The organism is Streptomyces sp. NBC_01298, from assembly GCF_035978755.1.
Classification (GTDB): domain Bacteria; phylum Actinomycetota; class Actinomycetes; order Streptomycetales; family Streptomycetaceae; genus Streptomyces.
The window spans coordinates 2,021,824-2,037,257 of sequence record NZ_CP108414.1 but is presented as its reverse complement, the minus strand read 5'-3'; the positions used below and the strand labels follow the sequence as shown (position 1 = coordinate 2,037,257).

14 protein-coding genes and 1 riboswitch are annotated in these 15,434 nt (G+C 74.5%); of the genes, 7 read left to right on the top strand and 7 right to left on the bottom strand.

The window, feature by feature from the left end:
- Window positions 1-15: 15 nt before the first annotated feature.
- A riboswitch (cobalamin riboswitch) is annotated at window positions 16-118 on the bottom strand.
- A gap of 406 nt (window positions 119-524) precedes the next feature.
- From OG730_RS09215 to OG730_RS09205, 3 genes are read left to right on the top strand one after another with little or no spacing between them, the layout of a single operon-like run.
- A complete protein-coding gene (locus OG730_RS09215) occupies window positions 525-1,880 on the top strand; it encodes a ferredoxin-like domain-containing protein (RefSeq protein ID WP_327303776.1) in 1,356 nt (451 codons plus the stop codon).
- Window positions 1,877-2,524, top strand: a complete 648-nt coding sequence (locus OG730_RS09210) for a precorrin-8X methylmutase (RefSeq protein ID WP_243338785.1) — start codon at window positions 1,877-1,879, stop codon at window positions 2,522-2,524. Before OG730_RS09215 ends, OG730_RS09210 begins: the two co-directional genes overlap by 4 nt.
- Window positions 2,521-4,008, top strand: a complete 1,488-nt coding sequence (locus OG730_RS09205) for a precorrin-2 C(20)-methyltransferase (RefSeq protein WP_327303775.1) — start codon at window positions 2,521-2,523, stop codon at window positions 4,006-4,008. The genes OG730_RS09210 and OG730_RS09205 overlap by 4 nt, the downstream gene beginning before the upstream one ends.
- Before the next feature lie 394 nt (window positions 4,009-4,402).
- Here the strand turns inward: OG730_RS09205 and OG730_RS09200 are convergent, their stop codons facing one another.
- The 5 genes from OG730_RS09200 to OG730_RS09180 form a co-directional block, all read right to left on the bottom strand.
- A complete protein-coding gene (locus OG730_RS09200) occupies window positions 4,403-5,164 on the bottom strand; it encodes a cobalt-precorrin-6A reductase (RefSeq protein WP_327303774.1) in 762 nt (253 codons plus the stop codon).
- Entirely contained in the window at window positions 5,154-5,903 is a 750-nt protein-coding gene (cobM, locus tag OG730_RS09195) for a precorrin-4 C(11)-methyltransferase (RefSeq protein ID WP_327303773.1), read from the bottom strand. Before cobM ends, OG730_RS09200 begins: the two co-directional genes overlap by 11 nt.
- Window positions 5,900-7,198: a precorrin-6y C5,15-methyltransferase (decarboxylating) subunit CbiE gene (gene cbiE, locus OG730_RS09190; RefSeq protein WP_327303772.1), complete on the bottom strand. Its 1,299-nt coding sequence runs from the start codon at window positions 7,196-7,198 to the stop codon at window positions 5,900-5,902. Before cbiE ends, cobM begins: the two co-directional genes overlap by 4 nt.
- A 152-nt stretch (window positions 7,199-7,350) precedes the next feature.
- Window positions 7,351-7,689, bottom strand: a complete 339-nt coding sequence (locus OG730_RS09185; RefSeq protein ID WP_327303771.1) for a hypothetical protein — start codon at window positions 7,687-7,689, stop codon at window positions 7,351-7,353.
- Window positions 7,690-7,721: 32 nt separating this feature from the next.
- Window positions 7,722-9,209 (bottom strand): AbeC-like domain-containing protein, encoded by a 1,488-nt coding sequence (locus OG730_RS09180; RefSeq protein ID WP_327303770.1) that lies wholly within the window; start codon window positions 9,207-9,209, stop codon window positions 7,722-7,724.
- A gap of 161 nt (window positions 9,210-9,370) precedes the next feature.
- On the opposite strand from OG730_RS09180, the gene OG730_RS09175 reads away from it, so the two are divergent.
- The 4 genes from OG730_RS09175 to OG730_RS09160 all read left to right on the top strand — a co-directional run bounded on the left by OG730_RS09175 (window position 9,371) and on the right by OG730_RS09160 (window position 14,191).
- Window positions 9,371-9,736: a hypothetical protein gene (locus OG730_RS09175; RefSeq protein WP_327303769.1), complete on the top strand. Its 366-nt coding sequence runs from the start codon at window positions 9,371-9,373 to the stop codon at window positions 9,734-9,736.
- A gap of 95 nt (window positions 9,737-9,831) precedes the next feature.
- Window positions 9,832-10,791, top strand: coding sequence for an oxidoreductase (locus OG730_RS09170; protein ID WP_327303768.1), 960 nt, complete (start codon window positions 9,832-9,834; stop codon window positions 10,789-10,791).
- Between the two features lie 110 nt (window positions 10,792-10,901).
- On the top strand, window positions 10,902-12,515 hold the full coding sequence (locus tag OG730_RS09165; protein ID WP_327303767.1) for an esterase/lipase family protein: 1,614 nt from the start codon (window positions 10,902-10,904) through the stop codon (window positions 12,513-12,515).
- Window positions 12,516-12,694: 179 nt separating this feature from the next.
- Window positions 12,695-14,191: an FAD-dependent oxidoreductase gene (locus OG730_RS09160; RefSeq protein WP_327303766.1), complete on the top strand. Its 1,497-nt coding sequence runs from the start codon at window positions 12,695-12,697 to the stop codon at window positions 14,189-14,191.
- Here OG730_RS09160 and OG730_RS09155 read toward each other — a convergent pair.
- Window positions 14,149-14,598 carry a hypothetical protein gene (locus OG730_RS09155; RefSeq protein WP_327303765.1) on the bottom strand — a complete coding sequence of 150 codons (450 nt, stop codon included), beginning with the start codon at window positions 14,596-14,598 and terminating at the stop codon, window positions 14,149-14,151. The genes OG730_RS09160 and OG730_RS09155 overlap by 43 nt on opposite strands.
- Window positions 14,591-15,433: a heavy metal-binding domain-containing protein gene (locus tag OG730_RS09150; protein ID WP_327303764.1), complete on the bottom strand. Its 843-nt coding sequence runs from the start codon at window positions 15,431-15,433 to the stop codon at window positions 14,591-14,593. Before OG730_RS09150 ends, OG730_RS09155 begins: the two co-directional genes overlap by 8 nt.
- Between the last annotated feature and the right edge of the window lies 1 nt (window position 15,434).

Below are 15,434 nucleotides of genomic sequence, written 5' to 3'. Positions count from 1 at the left end.
CAGTGAGGACGGCGGGAGTTCCTGACTCATCCGGTGCGGCCGGGGCCGCGCGGATTCACAGTGGCGGGACCGCGCCGGATTCGCACCGGGCTTCCTCCCATGTCGCCGTCCTCGGCGATGGCGGGCCTATTGGCCGCCTGGGACTCATCTTAGGGGGGTGGGTCACCTGCGGTGACGCTGGGTCGTGGGTCGGTGCGGGGCCGGGGCCGGCGCCCGATGGCGGGGGCTGTGGTCGGGTGCGGCGCCGTTGCCGGGGCTCTGCCCCGGGCCCCGGGCCTCAAACGCCGGCGGGGCTGGATTCCTCCGGCGCCGGTGAGGCGGGGGCGGAGGGTGCCGGTGTGCCTGGTTTCGGCGGGCAGGTGGGGCGGGAGGCGGCGGGTGCGGGTGGGGCGGGCGTCCATGGGCCCGGTTTCGGCAGGCCGGTGCGGCCGGCGCCGGTGGTGTCGGGTGTCGGCGGGAGTGGCCGGTTCGGGGTGGTGATCGACACAGGGGGCGGGCGCAGAATCGTGGGTATGCTCGCCGCCATGCCCACGCCCCCCTCCGCCACCGCGCGGGACGAACCCGTCATACGGGATCGCGGCGACGCCTGCCCCGGCGCGCTGCGCCTGCACGCCGCCGACGACGGGTACCTGGCGCGGGTCCGGATCCCGGGGGGTCTGCTGACCGGCCGGCAGGCCTCGGTGCTGGCGCTGGCCGCCGACCGCTTCGGGGACGGGCACCTGGAGCTCACCTCGCGCGGGAACGTGCAGCTGCGCGGGCTCGCCGAAGGATGCGGTACGGGGCTGGCGGAGCTGCTGGACGGGGCCGGGTTGCTGCCCGCCCCCGGTCACGAGCGGGTACGGAACGTCGTGGCGACCCCGCTGTCCGGGATCGGGAGCTCCGGGCGACCCCATGTGACCTCCTGGGTCGCGGAGTTGGACCGGCTGCTGTGCACGAGCACCCGTGCGACGGCCCTGTCCGGGCGGTTCCTGTTCGCCATCGACGACGGGCGCGGAGACGTCGCCGCGCTCGACCCCGATGTCACCCTGCTCGGCGGACCGCGGGGCCGGGTGCTGGTCCGGCTCGGCGCCGCCCGGGGCGCCGTGGAGGTGGACGCCGCCGACGCGCCGCGGGCGGCCCTGCTCGCGGCCGAGTACTTCCTCGACTCCGCCGACGCCGCCGGCACCCGGGCCTGGCGGGTGTCCGAACTGCCCGCCGCGCACGCCCTGGAGGAAGGGGAGTTCGCGCTGCGGCTCGGGTCGGCCGGTATCGCGGCCGACGTCCTTCCCGAGGTGGCCTGGCCCTACGCGCCGCCGCCCAGGCCCTGGGGCCCCGGCACCGGTGACCAGACGGCGCTGTGCGTCCTGCCCCCGCTCGGCCGGCTCACCGCCGACCAGTGGCGGGTGCTGGTGGACGTCGCGGCCGGCGGAGAAGGCGGCGGGGAGGCCGGCGGGGAGGGCGACGGTGAGCTGCGGGTCACCCCGTGGCGGAGCATCGTCCTGCCCGGCGCGAGCACCCGGCGGCCGGTCGACGGCTACGCGCGGCTCGTGGCCGCGGGCCTGTCCGTCGCACCCGACGGCCCCTGGGAGTCCGTCACCGCCTGTACGGGGCGGCCGGGTTGCGCCAAGGCGCTGTCCGACGTGCGCGCCGACGCGCGGGCCGTCGTGGACGCGGGCGGTGCGGAAGGCGAGGCGCAGGCCGGGACCGCCGTCGCGCCCGTCCACTGGTCCGGGTGCGAGCGCCGCTGCGGGCACCCGCGCGGCACCGCCTGGGTCGACCTCGTCGCCACCCCCGACGGGTACCGGCTCGACGGCCGCCCGGTGCCGTCCCACGAACTTGCCCAGGCCGTCGCCGACGCGCGCAGCCAACCCCGAGTGTCCGAAGACGCAGTGAAGAAATGAGCGAGTACACCGTGTTCGAGTACGAGAAGGACGGCGCCGAGATCTACCGCCAGTCCTTTGCCACGATCCGCGCCGAGGCGGACCTTTCCGGGCTGCCCGCCTCGGTCGCCCAGGTCGCGGTGCGCATGATTCACGCCTGCGGGATGACCGACCTGACCCGGGACCTGGGCTACTCGCCCGAGGTCGTGCTGAGGGCGCGCGCCGCCCTGGAGGCCGGTGCGCCGATCCTGTGCGACGTGCAGATGGTCGCCAGCGGGGTCACCCGCAAGCGGCTGCCCGCCGACAACCAGGTGATCTGCACCCTCTCCGACCCGGCCGTGCCGGAGCTCGCCGCGAAGATGGGCACGACGCGCAGCGCCGCCGCCCTCGAAGTCTGGCGGGACCGGGGCCTGTTGGAGGGTTCGGTGATCGCCGTCGGGAACGCGCCGACCGCGCTCTTCCGGCTCCTGGAGATGATCGAGGAGGGTGCCCCGCGCCCCGCCGCGGTCATCGGGGTCCCCGTCGGGTTCATCGGCGCCGCCGAGTCCAAGGACGCCCTCGCCGAACACCCCTCCGCACTCGACCACTTGATCGTCCGTGGCCGCCGCGGCGGCAGCGCCATGGCCGCGGCCGCCGTCAACGCCATCGCGAGCGTGGCCGAATGAGCACCGGACGGCTCTACGGGGTCGGGCTCGGGCCCGGCGACCCCTCGCTGATGACGCTGCGCGCCGTCGAGGTGATCGCGGAGGCCGACGTGGTCGCGTACCACTCCGCCCGCCACGGCCGCTCGATCGCCCGCTCCATCGCCGCGAAGCACCTGCGCGCGGACCACATCGAGGAGCCGCTGGTCTACCCGGTCACCACCGAGACCACCGACCACCCCGGCGGCTACCAGGGGGCGATGGAGGAGTTCTACGAGGCCTCCGCCGCCCGGCTCGCCGGCCACCTGGACGCCGGCCGCACCGTCGCCGTGCTCGCGGAGGGCGACCCGCTCTTCTACAGCTCGTACATGCACATGCACAAGCGGCTCTCCGACCGGTACGAGACCGAGGTGATCCCCGGGGTGACCTCGGTGAGCGCCGCCGCCGCCCGGCTCGGCACCCCGCTCGTGGAGGGCGAGGAGGTGCTGACGATCCTGCCCGGCACCCTCTCCGAGGAGGAGCTCACGGCCCGTCTCGCCGCCACCGACTCGGCGGTCGTCATGAAGCTCGGCCGCACCTTCCCCGCCATCCGGCGGGCCATGGAGAACAGCGGCCGGCTCGCCGAGGCGCGCTACGTGGAGCGCGCCACGATGGCGGGGGAGCGGACGGGCGTCCTGGCGGACACCGACCCCGACTCCGTCCCCTACTTCGCCGTCGCCGTGGTGCCCAGCCGGATCGGGAACCCGGGCAGCGTGCCGTCCGGCCCCGGCGAGGTCGCCGTCGTCGGCACCGGCCCGGCCGGGCCGCTGTGGCTGACCGCCGAGACGCGGCGGGTGCTGGCCGACGCCGAGGTGCTGGTCGGGTACACGACCTACCTGGACCGGGTCCCGGCCAAGCCGGGCCAGATCCGGCACGGCTCGGACAACAAGGTCGAGTCGGAGCGCGCCGAGTTCGCGCTCGACCTCGCCCGGCGCGGCAAGCGGGTCGCCGTGGTCTCCGGCGGCGACCCCGGGGTCTTCGCCATGGCCACCGCCGTCCTGGAGGTCGCGGGGCAGCCCGAGTACAAGGACGTGCCCGTACGGGTGCTGCCCGGGGTGACGGCCGCCAACGCGGCGGCGGCCCTGGCCGGTGCGCCGCTCGGCCACGACTACGCCACGATCTCCCTCTCCGACCGGCTCAAGCCCTGGGAGGTCATCGCGGAGCGGCTGCGCGCGGCCGCCGCGGCCGATCTCGTCCTGGCCCTGTACAACCCGGGCTCGCGCAGCCGGAATTGGCAGGTGGCCCGCGCTCGCGAACTGCTGCTGGAGCTGCGCGCGCCGCAGACCCCGGTGGTCGTCGCGCGTGACGTGGGCGGGCCGGAGCAGTCGGTCCGGATCGTCACGCTGGCCGAACTGGAGCCGTCCGAGGTGGACATGCGGACGATTTTGTTGATCGGCTCCTCGCAGACCCGGGTTTCCGAGCGGCCCGACGGGTCGCGGGTGACCTGGACCCCGCGCCGGTACGGGTGATCCCGGTCGGTTGACCGGGGCGGCCCGCCTCCCCGGGCCCGGGCCCGGTTAGGGGCCGGGGCCCGGGGCGGGTGCGGGTTGGTTGGCCCTGCGGGGCTGGGTCCCCTACCCGCCCTTCCACCGTTCCCCGGGCGTTGCCCGGACCCGTTGCCTGGTGCGGCGCCGTTCCCGGGGGCCGGCCCCCGGACCCCCGCTCCTCAAACGCCGGAGGGGCTGGAGGTGGCCGGTGCGGGCTGGAGTTGGCCGGTGCGGGCTGGATTGCCCGCGGGGCAATTCCAGCCTCGCCGGCGTTTGAGGCGCGGGGTCTGGGGCGGAGCCCCAGGAGTGGTCCGGGCGCAGCCCGGGGAACGGGCGAAGGGCGGGTAGGGGAACTCCGCCCCGCGCAGCGGGCCGGTCAGGCGGACAGCCAGTCCAGTACTCCGTCGACCGACGGGGTCTGCGCGACACCCTCCGGCACCGGCGGGCGACGGACCACCAGGACCGGGACACCCGCCTCGCGGGCCGCCGCGAGTTTGGGGGCGGTGGCCGAGCCGCCGCTGTCCTTGGTGACCAGGAGGTCGATTCGGTGGCGGGCGAGGAGGTCCCGCTCGTCGGCGAGAGTGAACGGGCCCCGGGCCAGCAGGACTTCGAGGCGCGGCGGCACCGGACCCGCCGGGGGATCCACCGAACGCACCAGGAACCAGGGCTCGGTGAGGTGCGCGAAGGTGTTCAGGCCCATGCGGCCGGTGGTCAGGAAGGCGCGGGATCCCAGGGCGGGGAGAAGGGCGGCCGCCTGGGCGAGGGAGTCCGCGAAGTGCCAGTCGTCCCCGGGGCCCGGGGACCAGCCGGGACGGCGCAGGGCCAGCAGGGGGACGCCCGAACGGGCCGCCGCCCCGGCCGCGTTGAAGCTCATCCGCTCCGCGAAGGGGTGCGTGGCGTCGACCAGGTGCGTGACCCCGTGCGCGGTGATCCAGGCCGCCAGCCCGTCGGCACCGCCGAAGCCGCCGATCCGGGTCTCGCCGGGCGGGAGCACCGGGGCGGCGACCCGGCCGGCCAGCGAGGTGGTCACCCGGGGGGAGTCCGGGGCGGCGGCCAGCGCCTCCGCCAGGCGGCGGGCCTCCGTGGTGCCGCCGAGGATCAGGACGTGCGGACCCGGACCGGCCGGATCAGCAGGCATGCCGGTCGCGCTCGGCGGAGTACAGGTGGCTGTCGCGGAACTGCTCGGCGCCCAGGGTGCGGCCCACCAGGATGACGGCCGTGCGGACCAGCCCGGCCTCCTTCACCTGGGCGGCGATGTCGGCCAGCGTTCCGCGCAGGATCAGCTCGTCGGGGCGGCTGGCCATCGCGACCACCGCTGCCGGGCACTCGGCTCCGTAGTGCGGCAGGAGTTCCTCCACGACCCGGTCCACGTAGCGGGTGGCCAGGTGGAGGACGAGGAGCGCTCCGCTGCGGCCCAGCGTGGCGAGGTCCTCGCCGGGCGGCATCGGCGTGGCCTGCTGGGAGATCCGGGTCAGGATCACGGTCTGGCCGACGGTGGGGACGGTCAGCTCCCGCTTCAGCGCGGCGGCCGCCGCGGCGAAGGCGGGGACGCCGGGGACGACCTCGTAGGGGATGCCGGCCGCGTCGAGGCGCCGCATCTGCTCCGCGACGGCGCTGAAGACGGACGGGTCGCCGGAGTGGAGCCGGGCCACGTCCTGGCCCGCCGCGTGCGCGCGTACGCACTCGGCGATGATCTCGTCCAGGTTCAGCTGCGCCGTGTCGATCAGGCGGGCGTCCGGCGGGCATTCGGCGAGCAGTTCGCGCGGGACCAGGCTGCCCGCGTACAGGCAGACGGGGGCGGCGGCCAGCGTCCGGGCGCCGCGCACCGTGATCAGGTCGGCGGCGCCGGGGCCCGCACCGATGAAGTACACGGTCATATCGTCTGATCCACCATTTCGGGGTCGGGCAGGTCGGGCTGGGAGTGCGGGTGGGGCGGGTACGGCTTGGTGACCGTCCACTGGGTGACGGGCATCGCCTGGCGCCAGCCGGTGAAACCGCCGACCGGTACGGCGTGCGCGACGGCCAGTTTGACCAGCTCGCCTCCGTGGCGGCGGTAGCGGTCGGTCAGCACCGCCTCCGACTCCAGGGTGACGGTGTTGACCACGAGCCGGCCGCCGGGGGCCAGCGCCTCCCAGGCCGCGTCGAGCAGGCCCGGTGCGGTCAGGCCGCCGCCGATGAACACGGCGTCGGGGGCGGGCAGCCCGGCGAGCGCGGCGGGCGCGGAGCCGGTGACCACGCGCAGGGCGGGCACGCCGAGCGCGGCCGCGTTACGGGTGATCCGCGCGGCCCGCTCCGTCACCCGCTCCACGGTCACCGCCCGGCAGGAGGGGTGCGTGCGCATCCACTCGATGCCGATGGAGCCGGAGCCGCCGCCGATGTCCCACAGCAGCTCGCCGGGGGCGGGGGCGAGGGCGCACAGGGTGGCGGCGCGGACGTGGCGCTTGGTGAGCTGGCCGTCGTGCTCGTAGGCGGCGTCGGGCAGGCCGGGGGTCGAGCCGAGCCGGGGGGCTTCGGCGCCGGGGTCGCGGCGGCAGTCGACGGCGACCACGTTGAGGGGGTCGCCGGGCGGGTGTTCCCAGCTCTGGGCGAGCCCCTCGTACGCGTCCTCGTGCTCGGAGCCGAGCTGTTCCAGGACGCGCATCCGGCTGGGGCCGAAGCCCCGCTCTCGAAGCAGAGCGGCGATCTCGTTTGCGGTCAGTGCTCCGGCGCTCAGCACCAGGACCCGGCGGCCCTCGTACAGGGCGGCCGCGAGCCGGGCCACGGGTCGGCCGACCACGGTGACCACCTCGGTGTCCTCCACCGGCCAGCCGAGGCGGGCGCAGGCGTAGGACACGGAGGAGGGGTGCGGCAGGACGTGCAGGGCGTCCGGACCGAGCTCCTCGGAGAGGGCCCGGCCGATCCCGTAGAACATCGGGTCGCCGCTGGCCAGTACCGCGATGCGGCGGCCCGAGTGCTCCGCCATCAGCTTCGGCACGGCCGGGCGCAGCGGGCTGGGCCACGCCACGCGGGCGCCGCCGCACTCCCCGGGCGGGAGCAGGTCCAGCTGCCGGGGCCCGCCGATCAGCACCTCGGCCCCGGCCAGTGCGGCGCGGCCGGCTTCGGTCAGCCCGCCCCAGCCGTCTGCGCCGAGGCCGACGACCGACACGGGTACGGGGGGCGGTGCGGAGCTCACTGGGTGGACCTCGGGGTACGGGAAGCGGGTGGACCCGCAGCCTACTGGGCCCGCGCCGCGCCCCTGGCGGCCGGGCCCGTCACACGCGGTGTCCGGCCGGAGTTCCGCGGAGCCGACCCGGTCCCCGGACCCGCCCCACCCCGCCGGGGCCGTCAGCCGCCGAGAAGACGGCCCAGTTCCTGAGCCAGGGCCAGGGTCGCGCTGCCCGCAGCCAAGCCCAGGGTGACCGTTTCGAGGCAGCGGCGGACCCGCCCCGGCTCGGGCGGTCTCTGCTCCTGCCCGGCCCGTTCCAGTTCGCCGGTCAGGTCCGCCGCCGCGTCGATCCGTTCCTGGGCGGCACCTTCGGTCCGCAGCCGCTGCGCGAGTTCCGCCGCCAGCCGCAGTGCCCGGGCGGCTTCGGGCTCGCCCTCCTGGCGGCCGATGTTGATCACGCCGTGGTCCCCGTACACGCCGGGGCCCTCGATGTTCCCGTGGAAGTGGTACGTGCCCATGGGGCTCCTCTGCGCGTGCCGTGTGTGCGGGGTCAGGGCCTGGTCGGCTCCGGGGAAGGCGAAGGCGCGCCTCCGGGCAGGTTGAAGGTGCCGTGGTCTCCGTAGATGCCGGGGCCGTTGATGGGCCCCTGGAAGGTGTAGCTGTGGTGCGTGATGACCCGCTGCGCCTGGTCGAAGGAACGGGTGTCCACGTGGTGGGCCTTGAGGAACTGTTCGGTCGCCGCGAGCACGCCCCGCTGGAGCCGCTGGAGGAAGTCCAGCGCGTCGGTGCTGTCGGAGAACTCGATGTGCTCCAGTTCCTCGGCCGCCTCCGCCCGGATGCTTCCGGTGGCGCCGTAGTCGTACTCGATGTGGCGCTTGCCGATGACCCAGCGCGCGTACCCCAGGTTCCACCGGCGCAGGAACTTGACCCAGGCCCGGCGCGGCAAACGGGCGGGCACCTTGCACAGCAAGGGCAGGAACGAGCCCGTGGCGTAGGTGAACAGGGTCCACCAGCGGCCGAAGGGGTCGAGCCGCAGGGTTCGTACGCGCATGAAGCTGTCGCGCAGTGGCGGAACGATGTAGCCGGCCACCTCCCAGGTCAGGCTGGGGTGCTGAAGACGAGCACGCAGGTGCATGCAGACGATGACGCGGCCGCTGTTGCCGACCCGCTCCAGGCACAGGTACGTGCGCATGCCCAGTCCGGGCCGGGCCAGGCCGGCCTGCACCATGTCCTCGGGGATCACGGCACGGGGCGGTCTCAGCCGGTCGGGGAGCAGGTCCTTGCCGGCGTGCAGGGTCATCGGGCCGCGCACGTACAGCCGGTGGGCGGCCCGCAGTCCTTCCAGTCCGGCGATACTGCCCATCTCCCGTTCCACGAAGGCGTGCAGGTCGAGCACGTCGAAGGGGATGATGTCGAGCTTCCCGCCGCCCGGGGCGTCGGCGGGCTTGCTGATGTCGATGGGGTGCCAGACCCGCTCCTGGAAGCGTTCGCCGCTGCCGACGAAGGGGTTCGTCCGTTCGGCGTCCTCGTGGTACGGGGCCACGTTGGCCCGCTCCTGTTCGCGCAGTCGCTCTTCCAGGACCGGGTCGAGGGGCGGGGCGAGCTCCGCGGGCGGCGGGCCGCCCTGTGCGATCACCTTCAACGCCATGACCCGGGCTCGGCGTTCGACCACCAGCACCAGCACCCAGGCGGCGGCGAACATCCCGACGAGGCCGAGCAGGGACCGCCCGATCACCTCGAACCGTCGGTCCTGGGCCCCGTGGACCAGCAGGGCCAGGCAGCCCGTCCCGGCGGCGAACAGGACGGCCAGCAGCCCGTCGCGGAGGTTCGTGCGGCGCACGGCGAGGCGGCTGTGCCGGGCCACCGCGACGAGGTCGACGCCGAGCGACGGGCCGAGCGCCGTGATCCGGTCCTCGGTGAGTTCGACCGCCGTCGCGCGGGCGAACTCCTCGTCCAGGTGGGCGGACGCGCTGAGCCAGCGGCTCGTCCACTCTTCCCCGTACTGAAAGAGAGTTGGTAATTCCCGGCCTGCCGTCATCCTGCCGCCTCCCCCGTGGTGGTCTACCAACGATAGGGACAACTCCCCTTCCTTGTCTCATGGTTGGCGGCCGGTTTCGGTGCCGGGCCCGAGGTGGAAGGCGAGGGTCCCCTTCGGCGGGCCCGGCCTCCGGGAGAGGGAGTGGGCCACGTGGGTGCTCGGTGGCCGGGCTCGTGCTCGCGGTGGTGTTCACGGTCACCGGCGCGCTCGCGCCGAGCCCCCTGCGCCGGGCGGTGGACGAGTACCTCGACGCGGTGGGCCGCGGCGGCCCGGCCCCCGGGGCGGCGGACGGCTGCCCCGACGGTGCGGCCGACCCGGCCGCCGTCCTGCACGGCCTCGCGGGGACCTTCGGCCACGACATCGTGTCCTCCATGGAGAGCGGCGGCAACGCGTCGGTCAACGTCGGCCTCACCCCGCCGGCGGGCGGCCGGATCGCGGTGGTCCTGGAACTCCACCGTGCCGACGACCGCTGGCAGGTCTGCGCGGTCTCCACCGGCCGGGTGGCGATCGACGCCGACCCCTTCTGAGCCCGCGGGCGGTTCAGCGCGGTGGGGGGCCTCGACGCCGGGAGTAGGGTGCGGGGGCCGGTGGGCCATGGGGCCGCCGGGAGGGAGGAGCTGCCATGGCGGGCTGGAAGGCCACCGGGATACCGGACCAGAGCGGACGCGCGGCCGTCGTCACCGGAGGCAACAGCGGGATCGGCTACGCCGCCGCCAGGGAACTCGCGCGCCACGGCGCCTCGGTGGTGCTCGCCTGCCGGAGCGCGGCCCGGGGGCGCGCCGCCGAAGTCGCGCTGCGGGGCGAAGTGCCGGGCGCCGACGTGGAGTTCATGGCCCTGGACCTCGCCGATCTGGCCTCCGTGAGGGAGTTCGCGGACGCGTACGGGCGACGGCGGCAGGGGACGCTGGATCTGCTCGTCAACAACGCCGGCGTGATGGCGCTGCCGTACGGCCGCACCGCCGACGGGTTCGAGACGCAGTTCGGGGTCAACCACCTCGGGCACTTCGCCCTCACCGGACTTCTGCTGCCCCGGCTCCTCGACGCCCCGCCCGGGGCCCGGATCGTCACCCTCTCCAGCGGCTTCCACCTCTTCGGGGACGTGGACCACGAGGATCTGAACGGTGAGCGGAACTACCGGCGTTGGATCGCCTACGGCCGTTCCAAGACCGCGAACCTGCTCTTCACCCACGAGCTCGCCCGGCGCCTCGCGACCGCCGGATCCGGGATCGTCGCGGCCTCCGCCCATCCCGGCTACGCCTCCACGAACCTGCACGTCGCCGCGGCCCCGCAGGCGGGCGCCACCCTCGCGTCACGGCTCGCGGTCGCCGCCAACGGTCTCGGCGTCACCATCGGCAACGGGGTCCTCGCCCAGTCCGCGGCCTCCGGCGCACTGCCCACCCTGTACGCGGCCACCGCCCCCGGGGTCCGGCCGGACGAGTTCATCGGGCCGCGGTTCAGCATTCGCGGCGCGCCGCACCGTTCCGGGCGGGCGAAATGGACCCTGGACGACAAGTCCGGCGAACGCCTCTGGCGCGCTTCCGAAAAGCTCACCGGAGTCTCGTACGCGGCTCTATCGCGCTGAATCCCCGGGGGTTAGCTTGCTACTCGCCAGTCACTTCGGGCTGTCGCGTGCGGGCTTCGGCTTCGGGCCGCGGCGGCCCCGTCGTGTCACGCCGCGTCCCTGGGAGAGCCATGCGCAGATCCGCCCTGCCCGCGCCCCTGTCGTTCCCGATGCTCCTCGCCCTGGCCGCGGCCCTCGCCGCGACGCTCGCCGCGGCCCTCGTCGCCACCCTGCTCACCGCACCGACCGCGCGGGCCGCGGACACCGCGGAGAGCGCCGTCCGTGCGCAGCGGCGTACACCGGTCGTCCTCGTGCACGGGTTCGGGGACACCGCGGCCTCCCTCGACGGGCTGGAGGACCATCTCCTTGCCCAGGGGTGGCTCGCCGGCGACCTCGCCGAATTCGGCTACGACTGGGCCGCCACCAACGACTCCAACGCCGCCCGCTTCGGCGCCTTCCTCACCGAACGGTTCGGCAGCCGCCCGGTCGACGTGGTCGCCCACAGCATGGGTTCGCTGCTCACCCGCAAGTACCTCAAGGACGGCGGGAGTTCCCGGGTCCGCGCCTGGGTCTCCCTCGGCGGCCCCAACCACGGGGCGGGGGACGCCGCGCCCTGCGGGCCCTTCGCCACCTTCTGCGACATCCACGCGGCCTCGCTCGCGGACATGACCCCCGGCAGCCCGTTCCTGACCTCCCTCAACGCGGGCGACGAAACCCCGGGCACCACCCGCTACACCACCATCAGCTCCACCTGCGACCAGCAGATCCCGCCCGGCGACGGTCGCGCCCCGCGCTCCACCGAGCTGGCGGGAGCCGTCAACCACGTCCTGCCGGTGGGCGACAGCGGCTGCCCCTCGCACTACGGACTGCTCGGAAACGACTGGGTCCGCCGGCAGATCGTCGCCGAGTTCTCCAAGGACCCGGTGAGCGAAGTGGAGCTGAAGACGGGGCCGTTCCGGATCACCGTGGACTCGGCGCGGTTCACCTCCACCGGGGAGAACGGGCCCGAGCTGTACGACGGCCTCACCCTGACCACCGACGGGACCGCCCGCTCCCTGTGGCGCCGGGACCGGTCCGGCGCCACCGCCTTCCCGGACTACGATCCCTGGTTCGGGCTCGACGACACCACTCGGAGCCAGTCGTTCAGCGGCCGGGCGACCGTCACCGCCTACCTCACCGACGCCGACTACAGCGCCGGGAACAACGACGACGTGATGGCCGCCGGCCGCGTGCACTGGGACCCGTCCCTCGGCTTCGGCCGGTTCACCGCCAGGATGGCCGGCGTGGACGGCGGCGAGGCCTCCGTCACCTACACCGTCACCCCGGCGCAGGGCGTCCCCGCCTGCCGGGTCCGCGTGGACCGGGCGGAGCTGACCTACTTCGACGACGGTACGACCCGCCCCGCGCTCTACGGGGACATCGCGGTCCGGACCGGCGACGGCGCGCGCACCGCCGTGTGGTCGCGCTCCGGCTCGGACCCGTCGACCTTCCCCAACCAGGGCAACCGCACCGACCCCGACCCGTACTTCTACCAGCGCGTCGGCTCGGGGGCGACGTACGGGCCCGGGCCGTTCGAGATCGGCGTCTTCCTCTGGGACTACGACGCCTCCTCGGCCGACGACCTGGTCGCCCGGGGCACGGTGGCGTGGGATCCGTACACCGATCAGCCGGGGACCCGTACCAGCGAGTTCCGCGGGGACGACGGCGGGCACGTGAAGGTCACCTGGACCGCCCTCTGCCCCTGATGCGGGACAGGCCCCGGCGGAGGCCCCGGTGGGGGCCCCGGTGGGGGTCCCGCCGGGGTCCCCACCGGGGGTCCCGGCCGGGGCGCGCCCCGATATGAGCCCGTCCGCCCCCGTCGAGCCTCCGGGCGCCCCGTCCGGGACCTGACCAGGCCGCCCCGTCCGCGTCCACACTCGGCGGCATGGACGACGACGCAACGGACAACCACCTACGCACCACCACCGGACCGCACGCCGAGCACCACGCCCAGCACCACGCCCAGCACCCTGCCGAACACGCGGGGGACCGAGCCGAGCATCGCGCCGGGGACCATGCCGTGGTCCTCGGCGCGGGTATGGCCGGGCTGCTGGCCGCACGCGTGCTCGCGATGCGGTTCTCCCGGGTCACCCTGATCGAGCGGGACGAACTGCCGCAGGGAGAAGTGGCGTTCAGGCCAGGAATACCCCAGTCCCGGCACGTGCACGTCCTGTGGTCCCGGGGCGCGGAGCTGATCGAGCTGATGCTGCCGGGCATCACCGGCAAGCTGGTGGCGGCGGGGGCCGGCCTCTTCGACTCGCCGCGCGACTTCCTCTGGCTCAGCCCGGCCGACTGGTTCGGGCCCGTGTCCGGGTCCAGAGTGCTGCTGGCCGGACGGGAGTTGCTCGACACGACGGTACGGGCGGAAGTGCTCCGCATCCCGCGCGTCCGCATCCGGGCCGGTGCGGCCGCCACCGGACTCGTGGCCGGGCCGGACGGCCGCACCGTGACCGGCGTGGAACTGCGCGGCGGCGAAAGGCTGGACGCACGCCTCGTCGTCGACGCGACCGGACGCTCCTCCAAGGCCCCCGCCTGGCTCGCGTCGCTCGGCCATCCGGTTCCCGCGGTCACCCGCTACGACCCCCATCTCGGGTACGCCAGCCGCTACTTCGAGACCCCGGACGATCCGGGCCGGCGCTGGCAGGGCATGTACGTCCAGGGCCGTCCCGAACTCCCGCGCGGCGGTGTGCTGGTGCCGCTGGAGGGGGACCGCTGGCTGGTGACCCTCGTCGGCAACGGCGAACACGCCCCGTCCGCGAAGGACGAGGAGTTCCTCCCGTTCGCCCGGAGCCTGCGCAGTCCGGCCCTGTACGACGCCATCCGGGGCGCGGTCCCGCTGTCCTCGCCCGCCGTCTTCCGGAACACGGCGAACGAATGGCGCCACTACGAGCGCCTGGAGCGCTGGCCGGCCGGGTTCCTGGTGCTCGGCGACGCCGCCTGCCGGGTCAATCCCGTGTACGGGCACGGGATGACGGCCGCCGCGCTCGCCGCGGAAGCCCTGGCCAAGGAGATCCGCACCCTGACCCCGGAGGAGATCGCCGCGGCCTCCCGCCGGATCCAGCGCCGGACCCTCGCGACGGCCGCCGTGCCCTGGCAGATCGCCACCAGCGAGGACATGCGCTATCCGGTGACGGAGGGACCCGCGCCGGACCGGGCCACGCGGATCCTGCAGCGCTACATGTCCCGGGTGATGGCCGGAGCCAACACCGACCAGGCGATCGCCTCCCGCTTCTTCGGGGTGCTCTCGCTGACCCGGCCGCCGGGCACCCTGCTCGACCCCGTCACGATGGCCGGCGTCCTGTCCAAGCGACGGCCCCCGGACACCCCGGCAGCCACCGCCTACCCGACCCACCACGGCGCGCCGGTGGGACGGGTCAGATAGCGCTCGACGGCCTCGCGGGCCCGGGCGCTGGAGGCCGCCGCGTCGGCCAGGGACCCGGCCAGGGCCTCGATCCACTCGTCCAGGCCCACCTGGCGGCGGGAGAGCACGATGCCCCGTACCTCGTGGCAGATCTCGGCGGTCACCCGGCCCCGGTCCGTCCGCAGCGACAGCCGCCGCTCGCCGAGTGCGACGTCCAGTGCGGTGACCGTGCCCTCGCGCCCGGCCAGGCGGTCCGCGACCGAACGCCTGCGGTCGACCCGCACGGCGCCGGGCGGCAGCGATTGCGCCAGGTCCGACGCCAGCACTCCGACGTGCAGGCTCAGGCCCGCCTGGTCCGTGCGCAGCGCCGCGGCCAGCAGCGCGACGTCCGTCTCGGGCGACTCGGGGACCTCCGGCAGTTCAGTCATCGAGGCCCAGCACCATGGTCGGCCGGTCGATGACGTGGTCGTCGCGCAGCGGGCGCACCGCGGTCCCGATGGCGAAGAACTCGGTGGTGTGCGAACCCCAGCCGTGGGAGTGCTGCTTCAACTGGACCGCCACGATCCCCTCGGCCTCCAGGGCCGCCCCCTCGGCCCGCATCCGGCTCATCGCCAACTCGCGCGCCTCGTAGAGGGCCTGGGTGTACGGCTCGATCTCGACGTTGCGGCCGGTGGTGGACAGCGCCTGGGTGAAGCGCTGGTGCGCCACGTGGTAGACGCACGACCCCATGACCATGTCCAGCGGGGCGTACCCGGCGCGGATCAGGCTCCAGAAGTCCTGGCCGGACAGGTTCGAAGTGAAGGGCTTGGCCTTGTTGTTGAGCCAGGTCCCGCCCGGACCCGGGTCGGCGCCGTCCGCCTTGACGGCAGTGCCGACGGCGATGAACTCGGCGATGTCCGATCCGAAGTCCTTGAACTCGATGTCGAGGCGCACCCCCACGATCCCGTCCGCCCCCAGCGCGCTCGCCTCGGCCTCCATCCGGCTCATCGCCAACTCGCGCGCCTCGTACATGGCCTGCGACAGTTTCGCCAGTTCCTGGTTCTTCGTCCACCGGCCGATCTGGATGCCCACGTGGTAGACGGAGGCCCCCAGGACCAGGCCGAGGGGGCGGAAGCCGACCTCGCGCACCAGGAGGAACTCGTTCACGGACAGGTCCGAGGTGAAGAGCGAGCCCTTCTCTCCCGGCCGCAGCTGTGCCAGTCGCCGCATCGCGTCCTGCGACAGCTCCTGTCCCGTCACTCCCTGCCCCGTTCCCTCGGTCATC

Bases quoted from the DNA above. Each gene is read 5' to 3' on its own strand.
- OG730_RS09150 (WP_327303764.1), bottom strand. From the start codon at position 15,433: ATGACCGAGGGAACGGGGCAGGGAGTGACGGGACAGGAGCTGTCGCAG.
- OG730_RS09185 (WP_327303771.1), bottom strand. From the start codon at position 7,689: ATGGGCACGTACCACTTCCACGGGAACATCGAGGGCCCCGGCGTGTAC.
- OG730_RS09215 (WP_327303776.1), top strand. From the start codon at position 525: ATGCCCACGCCCCCCTCCGCCACCGCGCGGGACGAACCCGTCATACGG.
- OG730_RS09180 (WP_327303770.1), bottom strand. From the start codon at position 9,209: ATGACGGCAGGCCGGGAATTACCAACTCTCTTTCAGTACGGGGAAGAG.
- OG730_RS09160 (WP_327303766.1), top strand. From the start codon at position 12,695: ATGGACGACGACGCAACGGACAACCACCTACGCACCACCACCGGACCG.
- OG730_RS09200 (WP_327303774.1), bottom strand. From the start codon at position 5,164: ATGCCTGCTGATCCGGCCGGTCCGGGTCCGCACGTCCTGATCCTCGGC.
- OG730_RS09210 (WP_243338785.1), top strand. From the start codon at position 1,877: ATGAGCGAGTACACCGTGTTCGAGTACGAGAAGGACGGCGCCGAGATC.
- OG730_RS09205 (WP_327303775.1), top strand. From the start codon at position 2,521: ATGAGCACCGGACGGCTCTACGGGGTCGGGCTCGGGCCCGGCGACCCC.
- OG730_RS09165 (WP_327303767.1), top strand. From the start codon at position 10,902: ATGCGCAGATCCGCCCTGCCCGCGCCCCTGTCGTTCCCGATGCTCCTC.
- cobM (WP_327303773.1), bottom strand. From the start codon at position 5,903: ATGACCGTGTACTTCATCGGTGCGGGCCCCGGCGCCGCCGACCTGATC.
- OG730_RS09170 (WP_327303768.1), top strand. From the start codon at position 9,832: ATGGCGGGCTGGAAGGCCACCGGGATACCGGACCAGAGCGGACGCGCG.
- OG730_RS09155 (WP_327303765.1), bottom strand. From the start codon at position 14,598: ATGACTGAACTGCCGGAGGTCCCCGAGTCGCCCGAGACGGACGTCGCG.